Origin of the sequence: Streptomyces sp. NPDC015032 (genome assembly GCF_043080425.1) — a bacterium.
GTDB lineage: Bacteria > Actinomycetota > Actinomycetes > Streptomycetales > Streptomycetaceae > Streptomyces.
The window spans coordinates 43,003-69,492 of the sequence record NZ_JBIBVN010000015.1 but is presented as its reverse complement, the minus strand read 5'-3'; the positions used below and the strand labels follow the sequence as shown (position 1 = coordinate 69,492).

The 26,490-nt window shown below is 70.6% G+C and carries 25 protein-coding genes and 2 pseudogenes; 12 read left to right on the top strand and 15 right to left on the bottom strand.

The features are described from left to right. Position 1: 1 nt before the first annotated feature. Both ACF08M_RS21955 and ACF08M_RS21950 read right to left on the bottom strand, forming a co-directional pair. Positions 2-205, bottom strand: coding sequence for a hypothetical protein (locus ACF08M_RS21955; protein WP_392186935.1), 204 nt, complete (start codon positions 203-205; stop codon positions 2-4). 129 nt (positions 206-334) lie between these two features. After that, a complete protein-coding gene (locus ACF08M_RS21950) occupies positions 335-751 on the bottom strand; it encodes an ATP-binding protein (protein ID WP_392186934.1) in 417 nt (138 codons plus the stop codon). 245 nt (positions 752-996) lie between these two features. Here ACF08M_RS21950 and ACF08M_RS21945 point away from each other — a divergent pair, with 245 nt between their 5' ends. The 4 genes from ACF08M_RS21945 (at position 997) to ACF08M_RS21930 (ending at position 3,744) form a co-directional block, all read left to right on the top strand. Next, a complete protein-coding gene (locus tag ACF08M_RS21945; protein WP_392186933.1) occupies positions 997-1,848 on the top strand; it encodes a helix-turn-helix domain-containing protein in 852 nt (283 codons plus the stop codon). An 8-nt stretch (positions 1,849-1,856) separates the two neighbouring features. Next, complete coding sequence (locus tag ACF08M_RS21940) at positions 1,857-2,054, top strand: DUF397 domain-containing protein (protein WP_392186932.1); 198 nt, start codon at positions 1,857-1,859, stop codon at positions 2,052-2,054. Between the two features lie 208 nt (positions 2,055-2,262). Next, on the top strand, positions 2,263-3,096 hold the full coding sequence (locus tag ACF08M_RS21935; protein WP_392186931.1) for a L,D-transpeptidase family protein: 834 nt from the start codon (positions 2,263-2,265) through the stop codon (positions 3,094-3,096). Between the two features lie 66 nt (positions 3,097-3,162). Beyond that, a complete protein-coding gene (locus ACF08M_RS21930; protein WP_392186930.1) occupies positions 3,163-3,744 on the top strand; it encodes a Uma2 family endonuclease in 582 nt (193 codons plus the stop codon). A gap of 115 nt (positions 3,745-3,859) precedes the next feature. Here the strand turns inward: ACF08M_RS21930 and ACF08M_RS21925 are convergent, their stop codons facing one another. Next, positions 3,860-6,631 carry a hypothetical protein gene (locus tag ACF08M_RS21925; protein WP_392186929.1) on the bottom strand — a complete coding sequence of 924 codons (2,772 nt, stop codon included), beginning with the start codon at positions 6,629-6,631 and terminating at the stop codon, positions 3,860-3,862. Between the two features lie 434 nt (positions 6,632-7,065). Further along, on the bottom strand, positions 7,066-8,670 hold the full coding sequence (gene metG / locus ACF08M_RS21920) for a methionine--tRNA ligase (RefSeq protein WP_392186928.1): 1,605 nt from the start codon (positions 8,668-8,670) through the stop codon (positions 7,066-7,068). Between the two features lie 251 nt (positions 8,671-8,921). Between metG and ACF08M_RS21915 the strand changes: the two genes are divergently transcribed. Beyond that, a complete protein-coding gene (locus ACF08M_RS21915; RefSeq protein ID WP_392187022.1) occupies positions 8,922-9,575 on the top strand; it encodes a response regulator transcription factor in 654 nt (217 codons plus the stop codon). Then, positions 9,572-10,822, top strand: coding sequence for a sensor histidine kinase (locus ACF08M_RS21910; protein WP_392186927.1), 1,251 nt, complete (start codon positions 9,572-9,574; stop codon positions 10,820-10,822). The genes ACF08M_RS21915 and ACF08M_RS21910 overlap by 4 nt, the downstream gene beginning before the upstream one ends. Here the strand turns inward: ACF08M_RS21910 and ACF08M_RS21905 are convergent. Beyond that, positions 10,756-12,723 (bottom strand): VWA domain-containing protein, encoded by a 1,968-nt coding sequence (locus ACF08M_RS21905; RefSeq protein WP_392186926.1) that lies wholly within the window; start codon positions 12,721-12,723, stop codon positions 10,756-10,758. The two genes, ACF08M_RS21910 and ACF08M_RS21905, sit on opposite strands and share 67 nt — an antisense overlap. A 481-nt stretch (positions 12,724-13,204) precedes the next feature. Here ACF08M_RS21905 and ACF08M_RS21900 point away from each other — a divergent pair, with 481 nt between their 5' ends. Both ACF08M_RS21900 and ACF08M_RS21895 read left to right on the top strand, forming a co-directional pair. Beyond that, positions 13,205-14,758, top strand: coding sequence for a hypothetical protein (locus tag ACF08M_RS21900; RefSeq protein ID WP_392186925.1), 1,554 nt, complete (start codon positions 13,205-13,207; stop codon positions 14,756-14,758). Positions 14,759-14,869: 111 nt separating this feature from the next. After that, entirely contained in the window at positions 14,870-15,277 is a 408-nt protein-coding gene (locus tag ACF08M_RS21895; RefSeq protein ID WP_392186924.1) for an RNA-binding S4 domain-containing protein, read from the top strand. A 146-nt stretch (positions 15,278-15,423) separates the two neighbouring features. Here the strand turns inward: ACF08M_RS21895 and ACF08M_RS21890 are convergent, their stop codons facing one another. The 4 genes from ACF08M_RS21890 to ACF08M_RS21875 all read right to left on the bottom strand — a co-directional run bounded on the left by ACF08M_RS21890 (position 15,424) and on the right by ACF08M_RS21875 (position 19,703). Next, positions 15,424-17,382 carry an FUSC family protein gene (locus ACF08M_RS21890; protein ID WP_392186923.1) on the bottom strand — a complete coding sequence of 653 codons (1,959 nt, stop codon included), beginning with the start codon at positions 17,380-17,382 and terminating at the stop codon, positions 15,424-15,426. Positions 17,383-17,404: 22 nt separating this feature from the next. Beyond that, on the bottom strand, positions 17,405-17,668 hold the full coding sequence (locus tag ACF08M_RS21885; RefSeq protein ID WP_392186922.1) for a DUF2630 family protein: 264 nt from the start codon (positions 17,666-17,668) through the stop codon (positions 17,405-17,407). Between the two features lie 103 nt (positions 17,669-17,771). Further along, positions 17,772-18,728, bottom strand: coding sequence for an NADP-dependent oxidoreductase (locus ACF08M_RS21880; RefSeq protein WP_392186921.1), 957 nt, complete (start codon positions 18,726-18,728; stop codon positions 17,772-17,774). A 90-nt stretch (positions 18,729-18,818) separates the two neighbouring features. Beyond that, a complete protein-coding gene (locus tag ACF08M_RS21875) occupies positions 18,819-19,703 on the bottom strand; it encodes a hypothetical protein (RefSeq protein ID WP_392186920.1) in 885 nt (294 codons plus the stop codon). Positions 19,704-19,824: 121 nt separating this feature from the next. Here ACF08M_RS21875 and ACF08M_RS21870 point away from each other — a divergent pair, with 121 nt between their 5' ends. Further along, the gene (locus ACF08M_RS21870) at positions 19,825-20,235 is read left to right on the top strand and encodes a hypothetical protein (protein ID WP_392186919.1); all 411 of its coding nucleotides are present in this window, start codon (positions 19,825-19,827) and stop codon (positions 20,233-20,235) included. A 184-nt stretch (positions 20,236-20,419) separates the two neighbouring features. On the opposite strand, the gene ACF08M_RS21865 is transcribed toward ACF08M_RS21870, so the two are convergent. The 3 genes from ACF08M_RS21865 to ACF08M_RS21855 form a co-directional block, all read right to left on the bottom strand. After that, positions 20,420-20,842: a universal stress protein gene (locus ACF08M_RS21865; RefSeq protein ID WP_392186918.1), complete on the bottom strand. Its 423-nt coding sequence runs from the start codon at positions 20,840-20,842 to the stop codon at positions 20,420-20,422. A gap of 138 nt (positions 20,843-20,980) precedes the next feature. Beyond that, on the bottom strand, positions 20,981-21,652 hold the full coding sequence (locus ACF08M_RS21860; RefSeq protein ID WP_392186917.1) for an FMN reductase: 672 nt from the start codon (positions 21,650-21,652) through the stop codon (positions 20,981-20,983). A 5-nt stretch (positions 21,653-21,657) separates the two neighbouring features. Then, entirely contained in the window at positions 21,658-22,746 is a 1,089-nt protein-coding gene (locus ACF08M_RS21855) for an LLM class flavin-dependent oxidoreductase (protein ID WP_392186916.1), read from the bottom strand. 158 nt (positions 22,747-22,904) lie between these two features. On the opposite strand from ACF08M_RS21855, the gene ACF08M_RS21850 reads away from it, so the two are divergent. Next, complete coding sequence (locus tag ACF08M_RS21850; RefSeq protein ID WP_392187021.1) at positions 22,905-23,045, top strand: DUF6126 family protein; 141 nt, start codon at positions 22,905-22,907, stop codon at positions 23,043-23,045. Positions 23,046-23,245: 200 nt separating this feature from the next. Here ACF08M_RS21850 and ACF08M_RS21845 read toward each other — a convergent pair whose 3' ends face one another. The 3 genes and pseudogenes from ACF08M_RS21845 to ACF08M_RS21835 form a co-directional block, all read right to left on the bottom strand. Next, a complete protein-coding gene (locus ACF08M_RS21845; protein ID WP_392186915.1) occupies positions 23,246-24,673 on the bottom strand; it encodes an FtsW/RodA/SpoVE family cell cycle protein in 1,428 nt (475 codons plus the stop codon). Between the two features lie 402 nt (positions 24,674-25,075). After that, the gene (locus tag ACF08M_RS21840; RefSeq protein WP_392186914.1) at positions 25,076-25,672 is read right to left on the bottom strand and encodes an SMI1/KNR4 family protein; all 597 of its coding nucleotides are present in this window, start codon (positions 25,670-25,672) and stop codon (positions 25,076-25,078) included. Positions 25,673-25,709: 37 nt separating this feature from the next. Next, a pseudogene (locus ACF08M_RS21835) lies at positions 25,710-25,913 on the bottom strand (DNA alkylation repair protein); the annotation flags it as partial. Here ACF08M_RS21835 and ACF08M_RS21830 point away from each other — a divergent pair. Both ACF08M_RS21830 and ACF08M_RS21825 read left to right on the top strand, forming a co-directional pair. Next, positions 25,848-26,006 (top strand): hypothetical protein, encoded by a 159-nt coding sequence (locus ACF08M_RS21830; RefSeq protein WP_392187030.1) that lies wholly within the window; start codon positions 25,848-25,850, stop codon positions 26,004-26,006. The pseudogene ACF08M_RS21835 and the gene ACF08M_RS21830 sit on opposite strands and share 66 nt — an antisense overlap. Before the next feature lie 170 nt (positions 26,007-26,176). Continuing rightward, positions 26,177-26,323, top strand: a pseudogene (locus tag ACF08M_RS21825) (hypothetical protein); the annotation flags it as partial. Positions 26,324-26,490: the final 167 nt, after the last annotated feature.

Below are 26,490 nucleotides of genomic sequence, written 5' to 3'. Positions count from 1 at the left end.
GTCACTCCTTGGGGGCGAAGCGTGTCAGTAATTCGCGGGGGATGACGACGAACGTCTCACTTTCCTTGACGTCACGAAGTTGAGCCAGATGTTCCGGGTCGGTCTCCCGTTCCCCCTGGACAAGGATGTCGCCGGTCTCTACCACTTCGTACAGGGTGGGGCAGTTGCCATGCTCCGAGGTTGTGCCGATGAACCTGAGCGTCATATGGCTCTCCATCCACGTTGGCTGGTGATCAGGATGCGCCGGATAGTCGACGTCTTGGTGGCGATTGCGGCAGATTGCGGATCTGTCCCAAGGTCGTCGGATTGCTCGCAACGAAGGAGCCATGTCCCGCTAGGCAGCGAGGAGTTCGCACCAGACGAACTTGCCGGAGTCGCCGCTGCTGCTGAGCGGGTACCAGCCCCACCCGTTCGTGCAGTTGCGGACGAGGTCGAGGCCGCGTCCGCCGTCGGCTTCCGCGGAGGGGTGGAGCGGCGGCGTCGGTGGGGTGGGGTCCGCGTCCCAGACGCCGATGCGCAGTACGCGGCCCGCCCAGCGCAGGCGTAAGGCGGCCGGGCCCTTGGTGTGGCGTACCGCGTTGCCCACCAGTTCACTGGCGACGAGTTCGGCGGTCTCGGAGAGCGGCAGCAGGTCGTGCAGGGTGAGGATCAGACGCAGAGTGCGGCGGGAGACCGTGACCGCACGCGGGTCGTGGGGGATGTACAGCGTGTACTCCCAGGGGGCATCGGTGCTCACAGGCGAGTTCGGCATAAGGGGAACTCCGTTTGGTGCGTGCGTGGTTGTCGGGCGCTGCGGTCTTCGGGCGGTGGCATGTCGTACCCGTCATGGCAGGGCGGGGCGGTGCGCTTCCGGGGTCCCGGCGTTTCGCAGCGTGTGCGGCACGTCACTGAAGGTAGGGCGAAAGTTTTAGCCCGTGCAAGCCGTTGGCGTAATCTGGCACCCGAACGGGTTGCTCCAACGAGTCCCACAGGCAGTGCGGTTGGGGAGGAGTGTGCATGCCGGCGAGGAGCCAGCCGACCGCACGCCAGGTGCGCCTGGGCGCGGAGTTGCGCAAGCTGCGAGATGCGGCGGGCATGACGGCTCGGGAAGTGGCAGGGCTTCTCGGGACGAGTTCTGCCCAGATGAGCCAGATCGAGGCCGGGAACGCGGGTGTCAGTGAAGAGCGACTGCGAAGACTCGCGGCCCACTGCGCCTGCGCCGACAGAGAGTTGATCGACGCGCTCGCGACGATGGTGACCGACCGTACGCGTGGCTGGTGGGAGGAGTTCCAGGGTGTGCTCCCACCCGCGTTCCTGGATCTGTCGGAGCTGGAGCACCATGCCTCGTTCCGGCGCGATGTGGAGATCATCCACGTACCGGGCCTGCTACAGACCGAGGACTACGCCCGTGCGGTCTTCTCGTACCTGCCCCCGGGACTTCCCGAGGGTGAGCTCGAAGCCAGGGTGGCCCACAGGATGGGGCGGAGGGTCATCTTCGAGAGAGCTGCTCCCGTGAAGTACGAGGCGGTGATCCATGAGGCGGCACTGCGCATCAGGGTGGGTGACCGCAGGGCCTCTCGTGCCCAACTCGACCAGATTCTCACCCTGTCCGAGGGAGAAGGCGTAACGGTAAGGGTTGTTCCCTTCGATACCGATGGCTTCGCGGGCGCCGGGAGCGCGATGGTGTACGCGGGTGGGCCGGTGCCTCGATTGGACACGGTGGTGCGGGACGCGCCTCACGGCACCGCGTTCCTTGACGCCGAGTCCCAGCTCGACCGGTTCCGCGCGCTCTTCCACAAGCTGGAAGCGGCATCACTCGATCCCGGCAAGTCGCGCGATTTCATTCACCGGATGACCAAGGAATGGTGAGGTCGAGCATGTCCAACTCGATGGCCTGGCAGAAGTCCTCGTTCTCGGGCGGCGGCGACGGAAACAGCTGCGTCGAACTTGCCTCCGCCGACGGCCTGATACGGCTCCGCGAGAGTGACGACCCCGGTACGGAGCTGGCGATCACCCCGGCCCAGCTGGACCGGCTCCTGGGCGGGGTGAAGGGCGGGCGGCTCGGCGGGGTGTGACATCCGCACCCTCGCAAGGGGGCGTGCAGGCGTCGTGCGGGGGCGGTCGTGATCACGCAGGCGTCCGCCCGCGGGCGGTACCGCCGTATGGCCCCCGTGCGGATTCGCGCTCGCGGGTGGCGGCGTTAACTGGGTTCGGCGGGACGAAGCATGACGGGGAGCCTCGCCTGTGCCGCCCGCGCCCCATGACCGCTGAGGAGGAGTACCCGTGCCAGTGCCCCGTCCGTCGGCCGCCCGGCGTCCCCCGTACGCCGTACGCGCCGGCACCTGCGTCGCCGCGATCCTGCTGCTCACCGCCTGCGACACCACCTCCGACGCCGACATCGCCACCCGCAAGGTCCGGGTATCCGCCACCGCCTCCGCAGGTGTCGGGGGGCCGCAGGCCGACGGGGTACGGGGAAAGGCCGCCCCGGCCCCGGCGGCCCCGGCGGCCCCGCGCCTCCGCCCCCAGGAGATCCCCGCGCTGGGGCCGCGGATGCGGGCCGAGGTTCCGGCGGACTCCCGGCAGGCGCTCGTCGTCACCGGCGATTTCTACAATTCCAGCCTGTCCACCGCGGTCCTCTACACCCGCGACGATCCCGCCCTGGGCTGGCGCGCGGTCACGGACCGCTGGCCGGCCCACAACGCGCTGAAAGGCTGGACGGACGAGCACTGGGAGAACGACCTCCGTACCCCGGTCGGGGTCTTCGGGCTGACGGCCGCGGGCGGCCTGCTCGAACCCCCGGGCACCATGTTCCCGTACAACCAGAGCCCGGCCTTCGATGTGAGCGGTGAAGGGTTCGACGGGGAGTCCCTCGCAGGTTCCTTCAACTACGTCATCGCCGTCGACTACAACCGGATCCCCGGCGCCTCCCCCCTGGACGCGGAACGTCCGCTCGGCAAGGAACGGGGCGGCGGCATCTGGATCCATGCGGACCACGGCGGCCCGACCCAGGGCTGCGTCTCGCTCCCCGAGGACCGGATGAGGGAACTGCTGCGCCTTCTCGACCCGGCGAAGAAGCCCGTCGTGGTGATGGGGGACGCGGAGTGGCTGGAGCAGTGAACCGGGTACGGGCCGGGTGGGGCGACCGTACGCTGGACGCAGCCCGGTTTCCTTCAGGAGGCAGTGATGAGCGTGGTTGACGAGAGTGTGCTGACCCAGGAGGTCTTCGAGGACCTCGCCCGTCACGCCATACGTGCCGAAGAAGCGCTGCGTCTGGAGTTCGTGAACGGGAAACTGGGGGTCAAGGCTGTGCCGGACGGGGACCACGGGCGGATCATCGCCTGGCTGACACAGATCTGCATGCAGTCGGGTCCGGGCAATTGGCTCTTCGGCGAACAAGGTCTGCGCATTGAGAATTACCGCAAGGGCAATGCGCGCCCGGACGGTGCACTCGCCCCTCTCGACAACTTCGTCGGCCAGGGCGAGTGGGCCAGTCCCGACGGCGTCCTGATGGTCGTCGAGGTCACCTCGTACGACGAGGACACCGACCGCCGGGACCGTGTCGAGAAGCCGCGGGCGTACGCCGAGACCGGCATTCCCGTCTACCTGCTCATCGACCGCGACACCTGCGAGGTCAAGGTGCACTCGCAGCCCGACGGCGTGCGGTACGAGCGAGTGGTGACGGTGCCGTACGGGAAGTCCGTGGAGCTGCCCGACCCCGTGGGCATCGAACTGGACACGGAGCCGCTGAAGAACTGGGTCCGCTGACCCGGAAGCGGCGTGGCCCCCTTCACGCCGATGGCACCGGCCCCGTGGCGGGGCCGGTGCCATCGTCCAGGTGGTGCGCTCAGGCACCGTCGGTGCGGGACGTGGACCCTGGGCGTCAGCCCTGGCGCGCGTCCGTGACCTTCCCCGTGAGGAGGGGGCCCTCCAGCCAGTCGTCCTGCTTGAGGATGTACACCTGCATCCGCAGGGACTCCTCCGGCTCGGTCAGCGTGTCGGTGACCGTGGGCACGGACACTTCAGTGCTCGTCTTGCCCTTGGGGATGGATGCCCAGAGGGAGGGACTGTTCGTGGACAGGGGCCGCTCCGGGTCGGCGGACTCGCCGATCTCGGAGAGCCATTCCTTGTCGACGTCCTTCGTGGACAGCTCCGTGCCCTCGTGCACCGGCAGGAGGTCGAACCGCGTCTCGATGTCGACGTCGGCGGGCTCTGAGAGCTCCACCTTCCAGGTGAGTTTCTGGCCCTCGGTGACCGAGTCGGCGACCGGGGTCACGGCGATCGTGGGCATGGGGTCGTCGTTCTCGACGAGCACGCCCCCGAAGGCGCCGCCGACCGCCGTGCCGCGCACGGCCTTGGCCGCGACCTCGTGGCGGAGGTCGTAGCCGTAGCGGGAGTTGCCCTTGACCGTGATCGACACGCCTGCGGAGTCACCGGCCTTCACCGTCATGGTGCGGACGGTGGACTCGTAGGTCTCCGGGTCGCGGACGGCGAGCTTGATCACGCCGGTGCCCTTGCCGGTGACCTGGACGGGCACGTGGTAGGTGCGGGTGCCGGAGTCGCCCTCCTTGACCGTCAGACTGCCGATGTCGACACGCGGGAGCGCGACGGGGTGTACCGCAGGGGTGCCGGGGCGCCAGCCCCAGGCGTCCATCAGCCAGAACTCGCCGGAGCTGCTGCGTGGGGTGAGCTCCAGCGACTGCGTCCGCTTCAGGTCGACACCGGCGCCGACGGCGGCCTTCAGCGGGACGCGGACCTCACGCGCCCAGTGCGCGGCCGTCGAGTCGGAGCCAGGAAGGCCGTCGACGGTGACCTGGCCGAGACTCACCCGCTTGCCGGAGGTGTCGGTGAGGGCGACGTCGAGCCGGGTGCCCCGGGTGTTCGGCGGCACTATCACCCGCAGGGCCAGCGCGTCGGAGCCCGCCAGTGAGAAGGCGCGCTCCGGCGTCAGCCGGACCGGGGTGCCCGGCTCGGTCCAGCGGGCCGTGACCGCGTTGCGGCCCGGCTCATCGGTGGTGTCCGCCCAGGACGCGAAGTGCGGCGACCTACCGGGGCCGGAGTCCGGCCGGCAGGCCCGGTCGGCGCTCGTCGTGATCTGCTGGCACACGCGCCCGTTCGTCACCGAGAGCGGGTCGTCGGGCCGGATCGCCGGGGTGCGGTTGCCGCCGACGGCGTGGGTCAGCACCTGGGCGGGGCCGGCCGAGGGCGCGCGCCGGTCGGAGCCGTCGAGCAGCGGGCGGACCCGGTCGTCGCCCGCGAGGAAGAGCCGCGCGGCGGCGGCGATGTAGGTGGCGCCCGCCGTCTGCTGCTGCTTGGCGCTCAGCCGGGTCTTGGCCCCTGCCGAGCAGACCGGGTCCGGGTTGTTCGTGTCGTCCCAGAAGTCGTCGGAGGCCGGGGCCTCGGCCTGGCCGGGTGTCCACTCCGTGTTGAAGAAGTTGTGGTTGGCGCCGACCATGTACACCGCGCTGTGCAGCGCCGTGCCCCCGCCGATGCCCCGGGTGCCGTCGAGGTAGATCTGGCCCTGGAGGTCGCTCACATCGCCGTCACAGCCCGGCAGGAGGGCCATGGACGGCACATCGGGTGTGGGGTTCTGGCCGAAGAGGGTGGAGCCGATCAGGACGGTGCCGCGGATCCGCCAGCCCACCGGCCCCCGGTAGCCGTCCTCGGCGGGCGGCGGCGGGGAGACGCTGTCCAGGGCCGCCCGGTTGACGCCCTCGCCGCCCCGGGAGTGGCCGACCAGGAGCACCTTCGAGAGGTCCGCGGGCTCCGTCGCGCGCACGGCCTCGGGTGCCTTCGCGGGGTTCGCGCCCCACTCCGCCCAGCGGGCGAGGTGCTGGCGCACCAGGGACGAACGGGCTTGCGCCCCGAGGTCGGCCGCGCGGCCGTCCTGCGCGTTGACACCGTTAGCGGAGATGGAGACCGTCACATAGCCCTGGGATGCCAGGAGCTTCTGGTCGTGCAGAAAGCCGCGGTAGCTCGGGATCTCCTTGTTGCCCGGCTTGCACGGCCATTCCATGCCCGCGCTGTTCTCGCCGGGCTCGTAGCAGGTGGCGCTGCGGCCGTGAAGGAAGAGCGCCAGTGGTCGCTTCCCCGGCGCGTCCGTAGGGCCGACGACCGTGGCGCGCATCTCCACGGGCTGGGCGTAGCCCGGCAGCCTCACCGATTTCAGGACGTACTCACCGCTGATGGTGCGGTACTTACCGGCGACACCGGGGTCGACCGGGTTGGCGGGGAACGGGTCCTGGGGCGCCGCCGGGGCCGCCGAGCGCCGCTGACCGGGTGCCCGGTCAGTCCCTGCGGCGTCCAGCCGCCGCGAACCGGCGACCACCTGGAGTTTGCTCACCGGTCCGACCTTCGCCCCGCCGAGGCGGAGCCGGAAGGTGCGTTGGTCGGGGGAGGGCTCCGGGATGCCGAGGGTCCGCTCTCCCGAGCGGAACTCGACCAGGGCGCCGCCCATGCCCACGGGCTCGGGCGAACTCCAGATCAGCTCCCCGCCCTCGACACGCCATCCTTCCGGCAGCTGCTCCCCGGAGGCGCCCGGCGGCGCGCCGGGTATGGAATCGGCGGCCGGCTGCGCGTGCGCCGGCCCCGGCACACCCGCCGCCAGCGCCACGGCCGCCAAGGCAGCCGTCAGCGCACGTGAGACCTGTCTCACGATGGTGTCTCCTCGTTGTTGGTCATGCGTCAGTGCCCCAGGAATCCCAGGAGCACCCCCCGCACCAGGAGAGGGTGACGTGTCGTCACCGGTTGTCCCGCCTCGGGAAAGCTGACAGGAATCTGACAGGAATCGAGAAAGTGAGCAGGGGCATGACAATCCGCGCGCATGACAACCCGCTCGCATGGCAACCCGCGCTCTCTTCGCAGCCGGCGCGGCGTCCGTCGGCTGCGTGGTCTTGTGTCCCGGGGCGCTGACCGCGGCCTTCGGTACCTGACCGGACAGCGAGCAGAACGCCAAAGGCCCGGACAGCCGGCCGATGCTGTCCGGGCCTCGAACGATTCGAACCCGTCACCCACGACTACGAACGTCGAAGGGCTCCACTGCAAGGGTGGTTTCCAGTGGTCCCAGCCCTGCCCCGTGCGTACATCCGGTTATGCCGGCTTCTCCTCCAGGCGGGGGAACAGCACCGCGCCCTTCGTCACCGTCGCGCCCGCCGGGAGCCGGCCCCAGGTGCCCGCGTCCTGTACGCGCTGGTCGGACAGTGCGCCCAGGGACGCCTCGGCGCCCAGGGAGTCCCACAGCTTCTGCGAGGTCTCCGGCATCACGGCGTTCAGCAGGACCGCGACACCGCGCAGCGACTCGGCGGCCGTGTAGAGGATCGTCGCCAGGCGGGCCTGTCCCTCCGGGGACGTGTCCTTGGCCACCTTCCAGGGCTCCTGCTCCGTGATGTAGCCGTTGACCTGCTTCACGAAGTCGAAGATCGCCAGGATGCCGGCCTGGAAGTCCAGCTCCTCGCCGATCTTCAGATCGGCCGTGGCGACGGCCTTCGCCAGACCTTCCCGGACCGCCTTCTCGGCGTCACTCTCGGCGGTGGCCTCCGGGAGCGCCCCGCCGAAGTACTTGCCGACCATGGCGGCGACGCGCGAGGCGAGGTTGCCGTAGTCGTTGGCGAGCTCGGAGGTGTAGCGGGCGGAGAAGTCCTCCCAGGAGAACGAGCCGTCGCTGCCGAACGCGATGGCGCGCAGGAAGTACCAGCGGTACGCGTCCACGCCGAAGTGCGTGGTCAGGTCCTGCGGCTTGATACCGGTGAGGTTCGACTTCGACATCTTCTCGCCGCCGACCATCAGCCAGCCGTTGGCCGCGATCCGGCCCGGCAGCGGCAGACCCTGCGCCATCAGCATCGCGGGCCAGATCACGGCGTGGAAGCGGAGGATGTCCTTGCCGACCAGATGGACGTCGGCCGGGAAGGTCCCGTCGAACTTCTCCTGGTTGGCGCCGTAGCCGACCGCCGTGGCGTAGTTCAGCAGGGCGTCGACCCACACGTAGATGACGTGCTTCTCGTCCCACGGCACCGGGACGCCCCAGTCGAAGGTCGAGCGGGAGATGGAGAGGTCCTGCAGGCCCTGCCTGACGAAGTTCACGACCTCGTTGCGGGCGGACTCGGGCTGGATGAAGCCCGGGTTGTTCGCGTAGAACTCCATCAGCTTCGGGCCGTACGCGCTCAGCTTGAAGAAGTAGTTCTCCTCCTTGAGGATCTCCACCGGCTTCTTGTGGATCGGGCACAGCTTGACGCCGTTCTCGTCCTCGATGAGGTCGCCGGGGAGTTTGTACTCCTCGCAGCCCACGCAGTACGGGCCCTCGTACCCGCCCTTGTAGATCTCGCCCTTGTCGTACAGGTCCTGCACGAACTCCTGCACCCGGTCGGTGTGCCGCTTCTCCGTCGTACGGATGAAGTCGTCGTTCGCGATGTCCAGGTGCTCCCAGAGGGGCTTCCAGGCCTCCTCCACGAGCTTGTCGCACCACTCCTGCGGGGTGACATTGTTCGCCTCGGCAGTGCGCATGATCTTCTGACCGTGCTCGTCCGTGCCGGTGAGGTACCACACCTTCTCGCCGCGCTGGCGGTGCCAGCGGGTGAGCACGTCGCCTGCGACGGTCGTGTAGGCGTGGCCCAGGTGAGGAGCGTCGTTGACGTAGTAGATGGGGGTCGAGACGTAGTACGCCGTCGCCCCCTGCTTCTCGGATCCAGTGGCCGCCATGGTCGAAATCCTAACGGCCTGCGGGAGATCGACTCACACGGATAACGCCGGGCCCCGGGCACGCCGGGGAGCCGGGCGGCGGGTGGTGTGCGGCGAAGAGTGGCAGAGAGCGGAGAGGAGCGGCGGAGGGCGGAGAAGAACGGCAGAGAGTGGCGAAGAGCGGCGGAGACCTTTGCGAAACATCACTTCCCGTAACAAAGACGCATCCTGGGAGGGAGTGGACGCGCATGTACGAGGCAAGGGACATCACGATGCGGGTACTGGTCGCCGAGGACGAGGAGATCCTGGCGGAGTTGGTCGCCACCGGGCTGCGGCGGGCCGGGTTCGCCGTCGACACGGTGTACAGCGGTGATGCCGCCCTCGCCTACCTGGGGCTCCACGACTACGACGTCGTCGTCCTCGACCGCGATCTGCCACGGGTGCACGGCGACGACGTGGCGCGGAGGCTGGTCGCCTCCGGCTCCCGGACCAGGATTCTGATGCTCACCGCCGCCGGTTCCATGGAGGACCGGGTCGCCGGTCTCGATCTCGGCGCCGACGACTACATGGGCAAGCCGTTCGAGTTCCCCGAGCTGGTCTCGCGGGTACGGGCGCTGCGGCGCCGCAGCGCCCGCCCCGTACCGCCGCAGCTGGAGCGGTTCGGCATCCGGCTGGACACCGTGCGGCGCACCGCCTCCCGGGAGGGGCGGGAGCTGGACCTCTCGCCGAAGGAGTTCTCGGTGCTCCAGCTGCTGCTGGAGGCCGACGGCGGGACCGTCAGCGCGGAGGAGCTGCTGGAGCGGGCCTGGGACGCCAACGCCGATCCGTTCACCGGTGCCGTCCGTGTCTGCATGAGCAAGCTGCGGGGGAAGCTCGGGGAGCCGGCCCTGATCCGTACGGTGCAGGGAGTGGGGTACGCCCTGTGAAGCGCCCGTCGCACGACCCGTCGGCCCGGCGGGCCCGGCGCGTCCGGCACCTCCCGCACGTCCCCACGATCCGGACCCGGATCGCGCTCGTGTACGGCGGGGTGTTCCTGGTGCTCGGGACGGCGCTGCTCACCACCGTCAACCTCGCCTCCCGAGCCGGTACGGACTCCCAGGCGCGCGCCATCGCCCGTACGGCCGCGGTCGTCCAGCCCGGCTACGCGGTGAACGGCCCCCTCATCACCCGGCGGGGGCTCGGGCCGCCCACCGTCTACGACCTCACCGACCACGTCAGCGACGCGGCCGGTCATCAGCTGCTCGTGTGGTCCGCGGCTGCGCTCCTCGTCATGACGGCCTGCGCGGTCGCGGTGGGGTGGTGGACGGCGGGCCGGGTCCTGCGGCCGGTCCACGCCATGACGGCGAAGGCGCGCCGGCTCTCCGAGCACACCCTGCACGAACGGATCGCGTCCCACGGCCCCGACGACGAACTGAAGGAGCTCGGCGACACGCTCGACGCGCTGCTGGCCCGGCTGGAGAAGGCGTTCGACAGCCAGCGCCGGTTCATCGCCAACGCCTCGCACGAACTGCGCACACCGCTCGCCACCCAGCGGGCCGCGATCCAGATCGGCCTGGACGATCCGTCCCAGGAGGATCTCGTACGGACCCGGCAGACGCTCCTGGACAACAACCGGCGCAGCGAGCGGCTCATCGAGGGGCTGCTGGTCCTGGCGCGCAGCGAACGGGGGCTCGCGGCGAGCGAGCGGGAGGCGGTGGACCTCGCGCAGGTGGTGGCGGAGGAGACGGCCACGCACCCGGGTGTGAACGTCGAAACCGGGCCCTGCGAGGTACGGGGCAGCCGACTGCTGCTCGCCCAGCTGGTGGCGAATCTGCTGGCCAACGCCGTCACGTACAACGTGCCGGACGGGACGGTGGACGTGTCCCTGGTGACGGTCGGCGACGGGGCACTGCTGGAGGTGCGCAACACCGGGCCCGTGGTCGACGCGGCGGACATCCCCGGGCTGTTCGAGCCGTTCCGGCGGGGTGAGGGCAAGGACCGGATGGGACGGGGCTCGGGACTCGGTCTCTCGATCGTGCGTTCTATTGCCGTCGCGCACGGCGGTACGGTCACGGCGGTGCCGGGCCCTGCGGGCGGGCTCGCCGTGACCGTACGCCTGCCGGTGGATCAGCCCTCGGTCGCCGCTTCGCGCGCCTCGATCCAGGCGGGGAGAGCGGCGAGGACCTCGCTGTAGAGCGTGGCGTCGGCGACCTCGCGGGGGGCGGGGCCCGCGTGGAAGAACCCGGCGTTCGGGACGTCCAGCTTCCGCAGGAAGTCGAAGCCCTTCGCGTCCTCGTCGCCGAACGCGACGAACTGGAAGAACAGCGGCAGCCGTGCCGCGTCGGCCAGCGCCTGCTTGGCGGGCTGCTTGGCGTCCGGCGGGCCGTCCGTCTGGAAGATCACCAGAGCGGGGCCGGTCGCCTCCGACTTCTCGTAGTGCGCGACGACCTCTTCGACGGCGCGGTGGTAGCTCGTACGGCCGAGGCGGCCCAGGCCCGCGTTCAGTTCGTCGATCCGGCCCTCGTGGGCGGTGAGCTCGACCGTGCCGGTGCCGTCGATGTCGGTCGAGAAGAAGACGACGGGGACGGTGGCGCTCTCGTCCAGGTGCGCGGCGAGGGCGACGGTGCGGTCGCCCAGGTGCTGGGCGCTGCCGTCCTTGTAGAACGGCCGCATGGAGCCGGAGCGGTCGAGGACCAGGTAGACGGTGGCACGCAGCCCGGTCAGCCCGTGCGCCTCCAGTGCGGCCCGGGCGGCCTTGTACGGCTCGACGAGCCCGGGTGCACCGGCCTTGACCTGGGCGAGGGCGAGGGCGGGGGCGGGCTTGGAGGCGTCGGGGGCGTCGGGGGTTGCGGCCGGGGTCGGGGTCGCGGTCGGGATTGCTTCGGTTTCGGCTTCCGGGGCGGGGGTGGCCTCCGGCTCGGTTTCTGCGGTGGGGGTGGTCTCCGGCTCGGGTGCGGCCTCGGCGGCGGGCGTGGCCTCCGGCTCGGGCTCGGCAGCAGTTGTGGCTTCCGGCTCGGCGGGGGCCTTGGCCTCGGCTTCGGATTCGGCAGCGGTCTCCGGCTCGGCCTCGGCGGCAGGCGTCGCCTCCGGCTCCGGCTCCGGCTCGGCAGCGGTTGCGGTCTCCGGTTCGGCTTCGGCAGTGACGGGCTCGGGCTTGGCCTCGGCCTCGGCAGCGATGGGCTCAGGCGCGGCCTCGGGTGCGGCAGTGGTTGCGGTCTCGGGCGCGGCCTCGGCGGCAGGCGTGGTTTCCGGCTCGGGCTCGGCAGCCGTTGCGGTCTCCGGCTCGGCGGGGGTCTCGGCCTCGGCGGTGACGGTCTCGGGCTCGGCCTCGGCCTCGGCGGCGGGCGTGGCCTCCGGCTCGACATCGACCTCTGCCTCGGCGGCGGTCTCGGCAACGGTCTCCGGCTCGGCGGGGCTCTCGGCCTCGACCGTGACCGGCTCGGCTTCCGGCTCGGCGACCGCCGTGGCCTTCGGCTCCGCCTCCGCGGCGATCGGCTCCGGCTCGGCTTCGGCGGCAGGCGCCGCCACCGGCTCCGTAGCCTCCGATTCGGCCTTGGCGGCGGGGGCCGCCACTGGCTCGGCCTCGGTCTTGTCGGTCTTCATGGTGGTCGGCTTCGTGGCCTCTGCCTCGGTCTCCTCGACCTCCGGCTCCGTGGCCGCTACCTCGACCGTGGTTTCGGCCTTGCTGGTCTCCTCGACCTCGGCCGCGGCCCTGTCGGTCTCCGTAGCCGCCGACTCCGTAGCCTCCGGCTCCGTGGCCTCCACCGGCTTCGGCTTCGGGGCCGAGCCCTGGGAGGGGACCGTGGGCAGGGACGCCTTGTCGAAGGCCGCCGCCACCAGGTCCGACGCCAGACCGCTGTCGCCGGTGACGGACCGGGGCGAGGCGGGGGCCGGTACCGAGGCCTTGGCGGCCGGGGCGGACTCCGTAGCCGGCTCGTCCACCGTCGCCGTCGCCGTCGCCGTGATCGGCTCCGACTCCGACTCCGCGGGCGCGGTGCGTTCGGTCTGGGGCGGGACCGTGGCCGTCGGCGCCGGCGCGTCCTGCTCCGCGCGGTCGCGGCCGAACACCTTGCGCAGCAAGCTCCGAATGCCCATGGGCGAGGCCTTTCGCGTGAGTTGGGTGCGATGAATGTCCGACCTGTGGGAATTCATCCCTGGCCAGGGCGGATACGTAAGGTTAGCGGCCGGATCCGGCCGTTCGGCGGTGCGGCCCGCCCGTGGGGCGACTGAGCCGCGACCGAACTGCGACCGAGCTCCGGCCAAGCCTTGTGCGTATGTGGTGCGGACCTGATGTGCGTCGTTCGAATGTGCCCACCCGGTCCCGAGTTGCCTCGGTAGCGTGAACGGGCGGTGTGTCTGGTAAGTGATCAGGCGCACCGTTGTCTGTTTATCCGCATGCGCTGTCAAGAAGGGCTCTCACGTGGGGAAACGATCTCGCAGAACACGTTTCGGGGCTTGTGCCGTGGTGACCGGGGCGATGCTTTCCGGCCTCGCGCCGGCAGCCGGTGCAAGCGCTGCTCCGTCGTCCGCTCCGTCGTCCGCTCCGTCGTCCGCTCCGTCGTCCGCTCCGTCATCCGTGGCGCTGGCCGTGGACGATCCCGTACCGGGCAACGAGGGCATGCCGGATGACGGTTTCGACAGCGAACCCGAGGGCGAACAGGACGATTTCGCGGGAACCGGAACGGCCACCGCGCGGCGTGGCGCCGCCGCCCTGGCCGCTGCCGTTCCCGGCCGGGCCGGGGACTTCCGGCTGACGACCGGCACCGACCTCTCCGGACTCGTCACCAAACTGGACGCCGCGCTGCCCGAGCAGGGCCTCACCGAGTTGATGGAGCAGGCCAACCGGCCCGCCGGGTGGGAGGGTGCCTGCGGAACCGCCGGTATCTACGGCTCCGATCTGGCGGTCAACCACCGTGTCTGCTGGAAGAGCGACGACGCCACCTCCTCGGAGTGGGTGCCGCAGGCCATCACCGGCGTCTCGGACGCGCAGGAGGACGAGGACTGGGGCACGTCGAACGCCGATCCCATCGCCGTGGCCGGTTACGACGCGGAGAACCCGGGCCGCAGCGACTACGTGGCGGGCCGTGACAACTGCGTCCAGGACTCCGCGTCGGACGCCTGCAACGAGAAGGGCATCCGGGTCAGCTTCTTCAACCAGGCCACCCAGATGTACCGCCATGTGCTGCTGGTCTGGCCGTACATGAACTCCAAGGACCACATCTCCTTCGACGCCCTGCACGCGCGCGAGGGCAAGTGCACCGCCGGCGTGACGTCCTCCTGCGCGGCGCAGAACGGTATTCACGCCGGGGGCATGGTCTGGTACGGCAACTACCTGTACGTCGCCGACACCGCCAACGGCATGCGGGTCTTCGACCTGCGCAAGATCATGGACCTCAACCCGGACAACAACACCGACGTCAACGACCCGACGCCGGACGGTCTGGTCAGCGATGTCGTGGACAAGAAGCGGGTCGGCCGGCAGAGCAACGTCTGGTACGGCTACGGCTACCGCTACGTCATGCCACAGGTCGCCACGCTGAAGTTCACCACGGCGAAGAACGGCGGAACCACCAGCGGAAACCAGTGCTATGCCACCGGGCGCCCGAAGGCCTCGTACATTTCGCTGGACCGCACCGGTACCGACCACTTGGTTCTCGGTGAGTACTGCAACACCAACAACGGCGGCACCAGCCCCGGCCGCGTCGGTACGTACCCCATGACCGCGCTGACGGCCGCGGTCGAGGGCGCGCCCGGGACGGTCGCGGACGCCGACCTCGCCTACGGCCTGCCGACCGGAGCCACCTTCGGCAACGAGGCCCTGTGGCACAAGATCCAGGGCGTCACGCGGTACGAGGGCAAGTGGTACTTCCACCGCAGCAACGGCTTCGACAACGGCCGGCTGCTCCAGGCCACGCCGGGGACGGTCGACGGAACCAGCGGACTCGTCGGCAACGCGAAGACCCTGGAGTCGGCGTTCGGGCCCGAGGACCTCTATCTCGCGCACGGACGCGGTGACGGGTTCCCGCCGCAGCTCTGGTCACTGAGCGAGCACGCGCCGAGCAAGTGCGGGGCGTGCAAGCGCGAGGTCTACAGCTACAACATGAGCGAGGTGATCAGCGACTTCGGCTGAGCCGCGGGATCTGACCGGATCAGGGTCTGAACCATGGGCCCTGACCGGATCAGGGCTCGGCCCGGGGCGCGGGGCCTGACCGGACGTGCCTGCCGCACTAGAGTCGGCTGCATGGTTTCCGGTGAGGCGCCGCAGGCGGAGGGAAGCGTTCGGGTCGACGTCTGGATCTGGTCGGTCCGGCTGACGAAGACCCGTTCGCAGGCCGCTGCCGCCTGCCGCGCGGGTCATGTGAAGGTCGCCGGCGAGCGCGCCAAGCCCGCCCAGACGTTGCGCGTCGGCGACGAGGTACGGCTCCGGCATGCGGGCCGGGACCGGATCGTCGTCGTGTCGAAGCTCGTCAAGAAGAGGGTCGGCCCCCCGGTGGCAGCGGAGTGCTTCGTCGACAACAGCCCGCCTCCGCCGCCGCGCGAGGCGGCGATCCAGGTTCCGGTGCGGGACCGGGGCGCGGGGCGGCCGACGAAGCGGGACCGGCGGGAGATGGAGCGGCTGCGGGGGGCCGGGCCCGGGCCCATGGGCTGACCGTGGCCGTCCGTGGCCGGTTTGTCCTCAAGCGCCCGACGGGCTCCAGGTCGCGCCTCGGACGGGCCGGAGGAGCCGCGCGGCCAGGGCCTCTCGTTTGGATCACGCCAGGCCCCGCGAGCCCGGCGTGATCCAAGCGAGAGGCGCTACGGCTGCGGCGACGCGATCGCCCGTGCCGCCGCCACCTCCTGGCGCAGCGGAGCCAGCACCCCCTTCTCGTCGCCCGGCAGTTCCGCGCGTACGCCGACCAGGGTCTCGCTCGCGCGTATGCCGTCCGCCAGTTCCCGCAGTTGCTGCTGGATCCCGGCCGCCTCCGCGGTGGGCGGTTCCGGTGCTCCGTGGTCGACGCGGACCCGGGCCGCCGTCGCCGCGTCCACGATGCGTTCGACCGCGACGACCAGTGGCCACCAGGCCGCGGCCCGGGCACCGACCGGGGGCGGTTCCGTCAGGGCACGCTGGAACTCGGACCGTACGACGGACAGATCGCGGTAGATCCGGCGCCGGGCCCGCACCCGTTCCGCCCGGTCGCCGCAGCCGCCCTGCTCGAACGCGCACGCCACGTAGTCGGCGATGTTCGTCACCACGTCCGCCAGCCGGTGGCCGACCCGGACGTGCCAGCTCTCCGGCCACAGCAGGTAGCCCGCCACCAGCACGATGGCGCAGCCGATCAGACTGTCCAGGAAACGCGGCCAGACCAGGTGGAAGCCCTGGTGGTTCAGCAGGTCGGACAGGAGCAGGATGACCGGGGTGATGGCCGCGGTCTGGAACGCGTACCCCTTTGCCGTGAGCGCCGGGATCAGCGCGGCGAGCACCACCATCACCGGCACGTCCCACCACCCGGTCGGGACCGCGGCGAGCACCGGCGCGGCGATCACGAGACCGGCCGCCGTGCCCACCGAGCGCAGCACGGCCCGGGAGAACACCGAGCCGAAGTCCGGCTTGAGGACGAACGTGACGGTCAGTGCGACCCAGTAGGAGCGGGGCACCGGGACCAGTGAGGTCAGTGCCTGGGCCAGGCCGATGCACAGGGCCAGGCGCAGCCCGTACCGCCACGAGGCCCGGGAGAGCAGCACATCGCGGGTGGTCCGCCGGACGCGCACCCCGAGAGCGGCGGGGCGTCCGAGCCGGTCGTCGACGTTGTACGGGTCGGGATCGGCCTTGTGCACGACGACCGCCGCGTGCCGCAGCGCGCCGTCCACCGCCCTGGTGGCGGGTGAGTCCGGGGGCGGCAGGGAGAGCGCGGCGCCGCCGGTGCGGCTCTCCTCTACGGCGGTGGCCAGTTCACGGACCGCCGCCGGGATCTCGTCCGGGAGCGGGCAGCGCCGGACGTGTACGGCGGGCGCCGCCTCGACGAGCGGGATGACGACGTTGAGCTGGGCGAGCAGCCGTACCCCGGAGTTGCTGCGGCCGTGGTAGCGGGCCCGGCGGGCCAGGATCAGGTCGTAGGAGGTGTTGAGGGACTGGGTGACGGCCTGTCGCCGCTCCTCGTACGCGTCGGTGCCCGCGGCGGCGAGCAGGTCGGCGACCGCGAGATAGGTGCCCGCGACCGCGACCCGTTCCGGCAGTTCGCGGCGCAGCGGCCACGCCAGCAGCGTCATGGTGAGGACGAACAGGCCGCCGACCGTCAGCAGCAGCGGCGCCACCCACCAGGGGCTGGGCATCGGGAGTCCGGCGCCGACGACGGCGTTGAGCAGGAGCAGCAGCCCGGACACGGAGGAGATGGCGCCGATCGTCGACATCATGCCGGAGACCAGTCCGACCAGGGTCAGCGCGGCGACGGCCGTCCAGCCGGTCCCGAACACCAGCGTGCCCAGCATGATGCCGAGTGCGCCGAACAGCTGCGGCACCGCGATGTTGAGGATGCGCATCCGGTACGCGTCGGCGGTGTCGCCGATGACGCCGGAGAGCGCCCCCATGGAGACGAGTGCGCCGTATGCGGGCCGGTCCAGCGCGAAGCCGACGGCGAGCGGGGCGGCCAGGGCGATGGAGGCGCGGACGGCCGCGGCCCAGGGGACGGGCGTGGACGGCTGGGGGCGGAGTCCGCTTAGCAGCCAGGGGGGTGGTGCGGTACGCCTGCGCCCGGATCCGGCCTCCGTGTCGGTCAATGCGTCCCCCTGTGTGGTGCGTTCAGCCCTCGTAGCCCTCGACCTCGTCGGCCGGCCGGACCTTCGCCGCGGAGGGATCCTCGCCGAACTCGCTGAGGGCGCGGCGCTGTCGCAGCAGGTCCCAGCACTGGTCGAGCCGGACCTCCACCGTACGCAGGCGGGATCTCTCGTCGTCGGTGAGGCCCGTGTCCCGGGTGGAGCGGTCGCGCAGCTCTCGTTCCTCGGCGATGAGTCCGCCGATGTTGTCGATGATGTTGTGCTCGATGTCGCGTTCCCGGTCGTCCATGGCGACTCCTTCGGTCGTGCGCGGGCGCCTTCTCCGGTCGTGCGCGGGCGACTCCTCCGGTCGTGCTCAGGCGCTCCCTCCGGTCGTGCGCGCGGCGTGGGTTTCAGGGTGCGATGAGCGCGATGACGGTCTTGCCTCGTGCGCCGCCCGTCCGGTTCCGGTCGAGGGCCTGCGGGGCCTTCTCCAGCGGGAGTTCGATGTCGATGGGTACGCGCAGGACGCCCTCGGCGGCGCCCGCGGCCAGGACGTCGAGCAGGACCGGGGTGGGTTCGAGCCGGAAGTCGATGCCGGTCACGTGCGTGGGGCGGGCGGCCCCGGCGGCGACGCCCCGCGTGGTGAGGGCGATCCCGCCGCCGCGTACCAGCGCGGCACGGGCGGCGAAGGCGTCCGGGGTGGTGGAGACCAGGTCGACGAGCGCGTCGACGCCGTCCGGGCAGCTCTCCCGTACCGCGGTTTCGAGGGGGCGGTCCGTGGTGTCGATCGTGGCGGTGGCGCCCAGGTCCGCCATCCGCCGGTGTTCGTCGCCGCGCACGGCCGCGATCACGTGTATGTCGCGGGCCGCGGCGAGCTGGGTCAGACAGCTGCCGACGCCGCCCGCCGCCCCGATGACCAGCAGGCTCTCGTGACCGTGGAGCACCGGGATCTCCAGGATCTGGGCGGCCGCCATCCCGGCGGACGGCAGGGCCGCCGCGGTCCGGAGCGGGAGGCCGTCCGGGACGTGGGTGATGGCGGAGTCCTGCGGTACGGAGACGTAGTCGCAGTAGGTACCGGCGCCGGTCTCCTGGGCGGGAATCCGGCCGAAGACGTGGTCGCCGACCCGGAAACGGTTCCCGCCGCTGCCGATCATGTCCACCCGGCCCGCGAAGTCCACGCCGACGACCAGCGGGAACACGCACGGGGCGGGCCCGTCGTCCGGGGTGCCCCGTGAGGCCTGCCAGTCGCGGGGGTTGAGTGCGGCGTACTCGATCCTGACCCGTACCTCGCCGGCTTCCGGCTCGGGCTTGGGTATCTCGACCAGTGCGGGGTCGGCCCGGAACGCGCCGACGGCTATGGCTCGCATGCGGAAGACCTCTCAGTCGTCCCCCGATCCGGCAGTCATGAGAACCACTCTTCCCCGGCCCGTCCACCGCCGCACGTCGAACCGGGGCCGCTACGGGCCGGGCCGTCGCCGGGCCGCCCACCACCGTGCGAACACCGCGCACAGCGCCACCGCCAGCCCCGTCCCGAACACGATCCACACCGTCGTGCGCAGGGAGCCCGTGAGCGCGTCGTAGACCGCCGCCGCACCGCCCGTCTCGCTGCCCGGCACCTCGGCGAGCACCCGGCCGCGGGCGATCGCGATCACCGTGCGCAGCACGAGCGCCCCCAGTGCGAACCCGAATCCGGCCACCGCCGTGGCCGTGAGCGCGGCGTGCGCGGAGCGCCCGCGCCCCGGTCCGCCGCGCACCCAGGGCACGAGCACCGTGAGGACGGCGAACACGACCGTGCCCACGGCGGGCCAGACGCTGCCGGCGCGCAGCAGGCGGAAGGTCTGGCGCAGCTGGTCGGCGCGGTCGGCGGAGATCAGCGTGATGTCGGTGTGCTGGACCGGGATCCGGTCGGCGAACGGCACCCCGTTCTTCTCCAGGTTCTGTCTGACCTGCTCGGTCACGGGCGCCAGATCGATGGTGACGGCCTCGCCGGTGTTGCCGTTCAGCGCGGCGGTGACGGCCTCGTGGGCGGTGCGGTTGGCGGCGTTCCACGCGGCCTGGAAGGCGTCGGTGGTGGTGAAGGACAGCACCGCCTGGTGCAGGAAGTCCCGCACGGTGCTCTGGAGCGGACCGGCCTCGACCTGCTTCATCGTGGCGTCGGTGATGAGGTCGGCGACCGTGCTTCGCACCTGCGGGTCGGAGGCGAGCGGGGCGGCCGCGGCGACGTAACGGTCCGTGTTGTCGATCTCCAGGTCCACCCAGGCGGAGAGCGCGCTCACCGGGACGAGTACGGCGAGCAGCACCAGCACCGCCACCGTCCGAGCCGTCGAGAGATACGTCCGCATCCCTCCAGGGAATCCCGTATGGGAGCGGTGTGCCGCGGGCCGTACGCCATCCGAGTTGCCGGGTGACGCGGCCGGGTGTGCCCTGGAGGGACGAAGAGGGCGACGGAAGGAGTTCTCCGCCATGGCCACTCATGCAGCGATGCCGTCCCGCGGCCGGGCCCGGGGCCGGTCCCGTGTCCGGAGGCACGGCGCGTCCGCCTGGGCCGTCCCCGTCACGCTGGGTGCGGCGTACGGCCTCTACGCGTCGTTCATCCTCCGCAACAACGGTGCGAGCGGCGGCCGGCAGTTCTGGTACGGCCTGATCACCGCGGTGGTGCTCGCCGCCCTGTGCTTCGTGCTGGGCCGGACCCAGCACACCATGCTGCCCCTGGTGCGGGCGGTGGCGTACGGCGCGCTGACAGCCGCGGCGATCGGCCTGCTGGTCGGGCTGACCGGTTCGAGCGTGCTGCGGTCCTCGGCGCTGGGACTGGCGGTCGGCCTCGGGATGTTCATCACGACGTTCTACATCTTCTACACGCACGAGAAGACGTGAGTTCTCCACGCATGAGAAGACGTGAGTTCTGCACGCACGAGAAGTCGTGAGCGCCTTCCGACGCATCGGGACATCCGGGAAATCCGGGGCATTCGGAACATGGAGACGGGCCCGCGCTCGGCGCGGGCCCGTCTCCATGCCTCCTCTGTCCTTACGTCCTCACCTGCACGGCACGCGGTGGTGCTCAGTCGCGTACGACCGTCACCGGGCACGGTGCGTGCTGGGTGACGTGGAGGCTGACCGAGCCGAGCAGTGTCGCCTTGAAGCCGCTGTAGCCGCGCGCCCCGACGACCAGCAGGTTCGCGCCCCTGGCGCGTTCCAGCAGGGACTGGGCCGGGTTGCCGATCACCACGACCTTGCTCACCTCGGCCGCGCCCTCGGCGCCCAGGGCCTCCTCCAGCGCCTCGTTGAGGGACACGGTCGCCAGGGCCTGCGGGTCGAAGTCCTCCGGCATGCCGGGCATCATGGACGCCCAGCTGGTCGCGGGGTACTCCCAGCTGTTGACGGCCTCCACCGTGTCGCCGGTCAGTTCCGCCTGGCGTACGGCCCAGTGCAGCGCCCTGATCGACGACTCGGAGCCGTCAACGCCCACCACGATCCTGCCCATCTCTGCCTCCAGCTCGGTTCGGCTCAGTGCGCAGAGGCGTTGTGCGAGAAAACCCCGCACGACGCATCTTTCTGATCAACTCTAATCAAACCGGACAGGGCTTCGGGCGGTGCCCCCTCGGACCGTCCGGCAGTCGGCTCAGTCCAGCCGGAGGTCGGCGAGCTGCTGCTCGAACGGCACGACCTCGTCGTCGAGCCCGAGGGCCCTCGGCGCCCCGGAGACCGCCCGGCCGCCCGCGATCATGGCCGCGAGCTCGCCGCCCGCGCGCCGGATGCGGGACGGCAGGCCGTCGGTGTACTCGTCGCCGGACGAGCCCCAGTCCTCCGACGCCGCGTACACGGAGGTCGGTACGACGGTGGCCCGCAGGTAGGCGAAGAGCGGGCGCATCGCGTGTTCCAGGACCAGCGAGTGGCGGGCGGTGCCGCCCGTCGCCGCGATGACGACGGGCTTGCCGGTCAGCGCCGTGTTGCCGATCAGGTCGAAGAACGACTTGAACAGTCCGCTGTACGAGGCGGTGAAGACGGGCGAGACGGCGATCAGTCCGTCCGCCTCCGTCACCTCCTTGATCGCCTCGTCCAGTGCGCCCGGCGGGAATCCGGTCACCAGGTGGTTGGCGATGTCGACGGCCAGGTCACGCAGGTCGATCACGTGGACCTCGACCGCGCGGTCCTGCTCGGCCAGCAGGCGCTCGCGGGCGGCGCCGGCCAGCCGCTCGGCCAGCAGCCGGGTCGAGGAGGGGCTGCTGAGCCCGGCCGACACGGCGACGATCCTCAGCGGCTCGGTGACGAACGCGGTGGATGCGGTGGACACGGTGGTCAGACCTCCTTCGTGGCGGTGCGGGCGGCGACGGCCGGGTGCGCGGGGGCGGAGTCCGGGACTCCGGCCGGCCGCAGACCGGCGAACTCCTTGCGCAGCACCGGGACGACCTCCTCGCCGAGGATGTCGAGCTGCTCCAGGACCGTCTTCAGCGGCAGTCCTGCGTGGTCCATCAGGAACAGCTGGCGCTGGTAGTCGCCGACGGCGTCCCGGAAGGACAGGGTCCGCTCGATGACCTCCTGCGGGGAGCCGACGGTCAGCGGGGTCTGCCGGGAGAAGTCCTCCAGGGAGGGACCGTGCCCGTAGACCGGCGCGTTGTCGAAGTACGGGCGGAACTCCCGTACCGCGTCCTGCGAGTTCTTCCGCATGAACACCTGGCCGCCGAGCCCGACGATGGCCTGCTCCGCGGTGCCGTGCCCGTAGTGCGCGTACCGCTGCCGGTAGAGGTCCACCATCTTCTTGGTGTGCTCGATGGGCCAGAAGATGTTGTTGTGGAAGAAGCCGTCGCCGTAGTACGCGGCCTGCTCGGCGATCTCCGGGGAGCGGATCGAGCCGTGCCAGACGAACGGCGGGACGCCGTCCAGCGGGCGCGGGGTCGCGGTGAAGGACTGGAGCGGCGTACGGAACTTGCCCTCCCAGTCGACGACGTCCTCGCGCCACAGCTTGTGCAGCAGGGCGTAGTTCTCGATGGCGAGCGGGATGCCCTGGCGGATGTCCTTGCCGAACCAGGGGTAGACCGGGCCGGTGTTGCCGCGCCCCATCATCAGGTCCACGCGGCCGTCCGCGAGGTGCTGGAGCGTCGCGTAGTCCTCGGCGATCTTCACCGGGTCGTTGGTGGTGATCAGCGTCGTGGACGTGGACAGGATGATGCGGTCGGTGCGGGCGGCGATGTAACCGAGCGTGGTCGTCGGGGAGGACGGGACGAACGGCGGGTTGTGGTGCTCGCCGGTCGCGAACACGTCGAGGCCGACCTCCTCCGCCTTCTGTGCGATCGCGAGGGTGGCCTTGATCCGCTCGTGCTCGCTCGGTGTCCTGCCAGTCGTCGGGTCGGTGGTCACATCTCCGACGGTGAAGATCCCGAACTCCATGGCGCCCGCCTCCAGGTTGTTGAATGTTGAACTATGAGAACACACCCTACAACGGGGCGCCCCCCTGACCTATTCCGAGGGGGGTTTCCGGGGCGGTGCGTACCCTGGACGGGATGCGCGGACCGGCCATGGGCCGCACCTTCGACGGAGGCAGAACAGTGAGCGGGAGCGGCGCCGAGAGCGAGCGGTGGAAGGAGCGCGGCGTGGCCCTGCGCGTCTTCGTCTACGTCTTCGCCACGCATCTCTTCGCGGGCTTCATCTGGATCCTCTTCTACGTGGGCGAGCACGCCAAGAAGTGAAGTGAGCGGGGCGGGCCAAGGGGCTCTTTCAGCGGCCCGGGATCACCGAGCGGCAGGTGACGGCCCTCCGAACGGCCTGGGCACGCGGTCCCCGCAGCCGCCCACCGAGCGCTTCCGGGGCTGCTGAGCAGTGATGACCCGGCGCCCTCGCACGAACCGGCGTCACGGCACAGTCATCGCGATCCGGCGCAGGGGCTTGTTCACGGGCGCACCACCTGGGTCATCTCGGCGTCGGGGTCGGGGGCGGGGTCGGCCGCGGGACGGCGTGCAGTGTCGCTGATGCGGATCAGGATGCCGACGAGGGCCCAGTTGGCGATGACGGAGGAACCGCCGTATGCCAGGAACGGCATCGTCATACCGGTCAGCGGGATCAGGCCCATCACACCGCCGGCGACGACGAAGACCTGCAGTGCGAACGCGCCCGACAGGCCGATGGCGAGCAGTTTGCCGAACGGATCGCGGGCCGCGAGGGCGGTGCGTATGCCGCGCTCCACGATCAGGCCGTAGACCAGCAGGATCGCCATGATGCCCGCCAGGCCCAGTTCCTCGCCGAAGGTGGCGAGGACGAAGTCGGAGTTGGAGGCGAACCGGATGAGGTCGGAGTGCCCCTGGCCGAGACCGGTGCCAAGGGTGCCACCGGAGCCGAACGCCCACAGCGCCTGCATCGACTGCTCGGAGTGACCGACCACGCCCTGGCGGCTGAGCATGTACTCGCGCATGGGGTCGAGCCAGGCCTGGACGCGTTGCTGGACGTGCGGCTCGAAGGAGGCGACGCCGACGGCGCCGGCCGCGGACATCAGCAGACCGAAGACGATCCAGCTGATCCGCTCGGTGGCGACGTACAGCATGATGACGAACATCCCGAAGAAGAGCAGCGACGTGCCGAGGTCGGTCTCGAAAACCAGGATCACGATCGAGAGGAACCAGACGACCAGGATTGGGCCGAGGTCGCGGCCGCGCGGCAGGGACAGGCCCATGACGCGGCGGCCGACCAGGGCCAGCGCGTCGCGCTTGACCATCAGATAGCCGGAGAAGAAGACCGCGAGCGCGATCTTCGCGAACTCGCCGGGCTGGATGCTGAAGCTGCCGATGCGGATCCAGATCTTGGCGCCGTATATGTCGGCGCCCAGTCCCGGGACCAGCGGAAGGAGCAGAAGGAACAGCGCGCCCACCATGGATATGTAGGTGTAGCGCTGCAGGACGCGGTGGTCCTTGAGGACGATCAGCACCACGATGAACAGTCCGATGCCCATCGCCGTGTACATCAGCTGCCGTGGCGCGGCTGAGCCCGCCTGCTTGATCGACTGCAGCAGCTCGGACTGGTCCAGCCGCCAGATGACGACCAGGCCGAGCCCATTCAGCAGCGTGGCCAGCGGCAGCAGCAGCGGGTCCGCGTACGGCGCGGACTTCCGTACGACGAGATGGGCGATGCCGGCCACCAGACCCAGGCCCAGGCCGTAGCTCAGCAGGCCGGACGGTAACCGGCCATCGATGGCCAGGCCCACGTTGGCGTAGGCGAACACCGGGACGAGGACGGCGAACGCCAGCAGGGCGAGCTCGGTGTTGCGCCGGCTCGGCGTGCCGATCGTGGACGTGTGGTGCGCCGACGTGTTCGTAGTGCTGCTCATCGTGTGACCGAGCCCCTCACGGCTTGCCTACTGCCTACCGCACAGCGGTACGAACTCCTGCGCTTCCCCTGAAGGGCCGGGGCCGGAAACGGGTGCGGTAGTGCTCCTGGACGTGGACGGCGACATCGATGCCGATGGATTCGGCGGCGCTGTGGCCTTGGCTTCCGCTAGAGACGTGAAGGAAACGTGCGCGGTTCCTGTGGTACTTGTGGCGCCGTGGATCCGGCGCCGAGGCCGATGGGTGCGCCGACCCTCGCCCGGGTCGAGGACGGCCCTGTGGAGGCCGGCCGGAACAGGGGGTTCGACGAGGCGCTGGGCCGGTTGCAGGCCGGCCGGCGGAGAGTCGTACGTCTTGGGGCCCGGTCCCGCAGGCCGATGCGGCTGAGAACACCGCAGCTCCTGCTACCAGGGCTCGCCCGTGGACGGGTCCAGGCCGGCGTCCCAACGCCTTTTCTGCTCGCGCCAGTTGACGAAGGAATGCTCTCCCGGGAGGGTGACGCTGATCGTCTCCTCCTGGAACTCCTCGTCGGTGAGCAGCCTGCGGAGGAACTCCGCCATCCCGAAGGGGTGGACCTGGAAGGCGGGGCTGGTGTGCCGTCCGCACACCAGCACGGGCCAGCGTTCGGGGTCGTCGTCCGTGGTCAGCCAGCAGTAGATGTCCGCGCCGGTGGTGACGCCCCAGGCCAGGATGGAGCCGGGGTCCACGTCCAGGGCGGCCCTGCCGCCGAGCATCTTCCAGGTGCCGCGGGCGTTCTCGGTCTCGTTCCGCAGTCCGGACCCGTCCGAGTAGGCGTCGGTGCGCGGAACCGGCAGCAGAATGCCGACTTCCCCGCTGAGCTGCCCCGCACCGTACACCTCCATGAAGGCGAGGTAGTCGGCGGGGAACCGGGTCCCCCAGATCTCCTCGACCTTGCTCCAGTCGATCCGCTCGTCCACGCCGTGCCGCGTCGGCACGACCTGTGCGAGCGCCGCTGCCGCTGACTGCGGATTTCTGCCCACTGCCCCTCCTCTGCTCCGGTGCACCGGTGGCGGACCGCTACGTGTCGAGCTTCCGGCGCACCATCTCGGTGATCCAGACCGGCGCGTACGGAGACGTGCAGCCAGGGGGAGCCGGGTAGTCCCTGAGCACCTCCAGGCGCTCAGGGATGCCGATCACACGGGTACGGTACTCGGCGTGCTCGATCCCGATCCGGGCCAGGCAGTGGTTCATCGCCCACTGCAGCCGATCCGGGGCGTCCGGCTGATCCTTGTCGCCGCGCTGGCGGACCGGTGGGGGTACGGGGCGCGGTGCGGACCCGGGAAGGTGGTGTGGGCGGAGCTGATGCCCGGTTGATGAGCTCCGGAAATGGGCCGTGACCGCGGGACCGGGACGCGTTACCAACGGCCCATGACCTCCGTACTGTGCCGAAACTGGTGGCGCTCCTCCTAGGCCGTGTATCGAAAGTGGATCTTGAGCGGTGAATGATCACGGTTCATGGCGCGGGGAGATCTCACGGATGAACAGTGGGCGGGGTTGGAGCCGTTGTTGCCGAAGGGGAGGAAGGCGGGGCGGCCGCCCGTCTGGTCCCGGCGGCAGCTGATCACCGCATACGGTTCCGAGTCCGTACCGGTGTTCCGTGGCGGGACGTACCCGTCGAGTACGGGCCGTGGGGCCGGGCGTACGACCTGTTCCGCCGATGGCAGCGGAACGGCACCTGGCACCGGGTCCTCGCCCAGCTCCAGTCCCTGGCCGACGCGGATGGTTCGATCACGTGGGACCTAAGCGTTGATTCCACGGTGTGCCGCGCCCATCAGCATGCGGCCGGGGCCCGAAAGGT